A 3,703-nucleotide genomic window follows, 5' to 3' on the forward strand; every position below is an offset into this window, starting at 1 on the left:
ATCGCGGCATCCGAGTAACAAAGCGGCGAATGCGGCTCCAACCTTCGTCATGTTTTGTGGAGAGGAGGAGCATGCACAACCGTCCTTGCAGCGCAGCAATGACATAAGACAGTTGGCCCCAGCCAAAAATTCACACGAAACGGAAGCCGATCCGAAATGGATACACAGCTGCGTGTTTGGACGGCGTGAGGTCTCAGCGCTGCTGCTCGGCGCTCGAGGCTTTTTGCTGCAGGCCAGTGTCGGCTGCTGCCTCCCGGAAACCTGTCCTGGCGTTGCCTATGGTTCCTGTCCGACCCCTGCGCGGACCTCAAGGCGACGTGCCTCACAGGTATGGAGTGGTAAGCGTTACGCGACGCGATGCGGCGCTACGATGCAGAGGACTAGCAGACCTGCATGAATGACCTCGGCCCAGGCCAAACCTTGGCTCAACCAAGCCCGTCCTGCGGCACAGCATCGGCTGGTCTGAACGAACCACTGGTGGAAACCGGGGGCCTATTCGCCCCGTCACAAGCTCCTGGCTCGCACTTAACAAAATTGAGATAAGCGCGGACTATTGACACGAAAGCTGTGATGCCGTAGCCGCAATGGTATGGCGGCTTGGTGCACAGCCGATGATGTCAGAAGTCCAAATTCTCGGATATTCTTGCTGCATCAGTTACGCAGGGATGCTGCTCTCGCTTGTGATAGGCGGTGTCATGTTGCTTGGCTATCGAGCAATAGGTCCGGAACGCGGTCGTAGGGTGGGTAGGCGTGATTCGGCTCCAGCTCGGCCTGGTCAAGGCAAAGTTCGCGGTGCTCAAGGTGACGCCAAAACGCCTTACGCTCAGGGTGAGGCTGACGCACTGGCAGGCCGTCCCTGCCTGTATGAGCACTCCCTACTCGCCCGCACGTACTCCGAACGACTCTACTACAGCGGGTACCACGACACCTTGGATCGTATACTCCGAACGACTCTACTACAGCGGGTACCACGACACCTTGGATCGTATCCGGCGCGAGGCGCGGGAAGCGGAAAGTTCGTTATAAATCTCTAGGATTTTCAGACAAAGAATGAGAGCGAACCCTCTGGCACAGGCTCAGCGGGAGGGGCTGATAGAACCAGCGTACAACGAGCTGGGAGTGCGGATCGGCTGGGTGCTCACCCGCCGAGGCCGGCGGCGAGAGCACAGCCAGGTGTTTAGCACTGGGCTGCTGTTTCTGCTGACCTTGTCCGCAGTCGCAGCGCTGGCAGCGCTGACGTTGGGGTGATTACGCCGCTACTTGGCACAGGCTTGACCGTCACAGCCACCGTGTTGCATGGCTCGCGGGTGTAGGCGCATGGCATCCTACCCTGATCTAAGCTCATGTGAGGCGGACGTACTCCGGGCGTCCGAGTTCGAGCATGCGGTTCAGCACGTCGACGGCGACGGCAACGTCGGCTTCCTGACGTCCGTCGGTCTGCGAGCGTAGGCCGTCGCCGATGACGCGCTTCCACCGCGAGATGTCAGACTCCACAAGGGCACGCCAGTTGTACCCTGACGCCCGCTGCCAGCCCATGCGGCCGCGATCGGCAATGGTCTGCAGATGTCGGTCCCGCTGCGTCGGCTCGGTCTTAGCTGTATCGCTCTGTACCGCACTCAATCGGGGTGGAACGATGACGCCGGCCGCCGGATGCCGCGTGGCGACCCCGGCGTAAACGTCATCCCGGTCGTAGGTTCCATCGCCGGTGAAGGACGTCACTGGTCCGCCAACCTGGTTGAGCAAAGGCCCGACCCGCGAGCCGTCATCGGTATCCTTGCCGGTCAACTCCGACGCGACGATCCGCCTGGTGTCAGCGTCGGTGGCAAGATGGAGCTGCGCCACCCGCGCCACGTCCCGTACCGTGCTTTCCCACGAGCCACTCGCCGGGGCCGCAGAGCTTCAATCCCGTGCTGTCCACCAGCAGATGCACGGGCTCGCGCCCAGGGCGAGGACGCGGCACCTCCAGCGTCTCGGCCGGCGGCTCATCGTGCTGTAGTCGGATACGGCGAGGTCGAGGCCAAGCAGGTTGATGCAGACCATAAAGCCCTCCGTCTGGCGCAGCGCCAGGTCGAACACCGTCCGCAAGGTCAGCGCTGTGGTGATCGCCAGGGCGGAGTAGCGCGGCTGCCCGCCCGGGTGGTCTGCCGCTCAGCCCGCATGCCTTGATCGCCTCCAGCGTGAACCACAAGGTCAGGCTGCCGCGTGCCCGCAGACCAGCTTCGTAGGCAGGCCAACTCGTCACCCCGTGGTGCTGGCGTGAAATGTGGTGCCGCCGGTCAGCATTGGCTTTGTATGGTAAGCGGGGCGCCCCGCGACGAGATCGGGCATGGCCCTGGCCCTATCCTACCCCGGCAATGCCAGTCGAGCCCATCCGTCCACCACACGCACCCACGGGCAAGCGCTCCTGACAAGCCAGACCGGGTACCGGAAGCGAGCGATGTGCATCAAATCATCTGGCTCTCGCAAAGAACCCGCCGGCGCTGTATGCAGTCGCCTGGTAGTAGCTGCCGTGGGTGTCATGGGAGAGCCGCATGCGAGCGCTAAGGGGAGGTTGCCAGGGTCGCGTCAGGCGGCGCCTCGCGCCAGTCTTCTAGGAGTGCGCGGCTCATTCTTCGCACCGTCCACCCTGCCACTGCACTCAACGACACGATCGCTTGCCATCAACCTGCTGCTCGCCGCGGCCGTGGCGCTGCCTCTTCTTCTCACAGGCTTAGGGGCGTGGCTCTCGTGGCGCAGCACCTGGCGCGAGGCTGAGGCAGACGTCCTGCGCACGGCAGATGCGGCGGCTGAATACGCAAGGCGCGTTCTTGATGCGCATCGCACCGCTGTGGACCGCGTCAACGACCTTCTCCGTGGCTTGACGGACGAGGAGATCCGGACGCGCGAAGGCGAGCTTCACCGGTTGCTGCGCACCCTCGTTACTGAAACTCCGCAGCTCCAGACGGCCTATGTCGGCGATCGCTTTGGGCGCCTCCTGGTCAGCGCCAGCCTCTATCCGGTTCCCCGCGAGGCGAATTTCTCGGATCGCGAGTTCCACCAAATACTGTCTGCGTCGGATCGGCCGGCTGTCGCGATCACCCGCGTCTATCGAGGCCGCCTCGAGAACAACCTCTTCTTCGCCGTGGCGCGACCACGCCGAGGTACGGGTAATGCGGATCTTCCACCCGGCACCTTCGACGGCCAGGCCAACGTGTCGGTCGAAATCGAGGAGATTGGCGCGGGGTTGCGACAGATATCCGGCCGGCCGGGCGATGCCCTCGCCCTTGTCCGCATTGACGGTGAAGTCTTGTCCCGCTCGATCTCATCGCCCGAACAGCTGCCACTGCGGCTCTCACCAGACAGCGGCATGCTGAAAGCTATGGGCGCTGGGGTTGAGCGTGCTCTCGTGGTGGCGCCCTCGGGAATCGATGGCGTGGTGCGGATCGGCGCCTACCGCCGGGTGGAGGGGTGGCCCGTCTACGTCTCCGCGGCTCGCGGCAGGTCGGAAGTGGTCACGGCATGGCTCGCAACACTGCGAGCTCTACTTGGCGTTGCAGGTCCTGCAACACTAGCCCTTCTGGCTCTTTCCTTGGTGGTCCGCAAGCGGGAGCGTGCCCTGATCGTTGCTAACGAGGGGCTTGAGGAGCGTGTTGCCGAGCGGACTTTTGCGCTAGTGTCCCGACCGCGAAATAGCTAGCCACTGCTGATCATCTGTGATTCGCTG

1 protein-coding gene and 1 pseudogene are annotated in these 3,703 nt (G+C 63.2%); one reads left to right on the forward strand and one right to left on the reverse strand.

The genetic code is table 11. From position 1 onward, the window contains the following. Positions 1-1,341 precede the first annotated feature (1,341 nt). Positions 1,342-2,263: pseudogene (locus AC5JJ6_RS04120) on the reverse strand (IS5 family transposase). Positions 2,264-2,596: 333 nt separating this feature from the next. Between AC5JJ6_RS04120 and AC5JJ6_RS04125 the strand changes: the two are divergent. Continuing rightward, positions 2,597-3,676: a hypothetical protein gene (locus AC5JJ6_RS04125; RefSeq protein ID WP_496040830.1), complete on the forward strand. Its 1,080-nt coding sequence runs from the start codon at positions 2,597-2,599 to the stop codon at positions 3,674-3,676. Positions 3,677-3,703: the final 27 nt, after the last annotated feature.

This window comes from Skermanella sp., assembly GCF_059503625.1.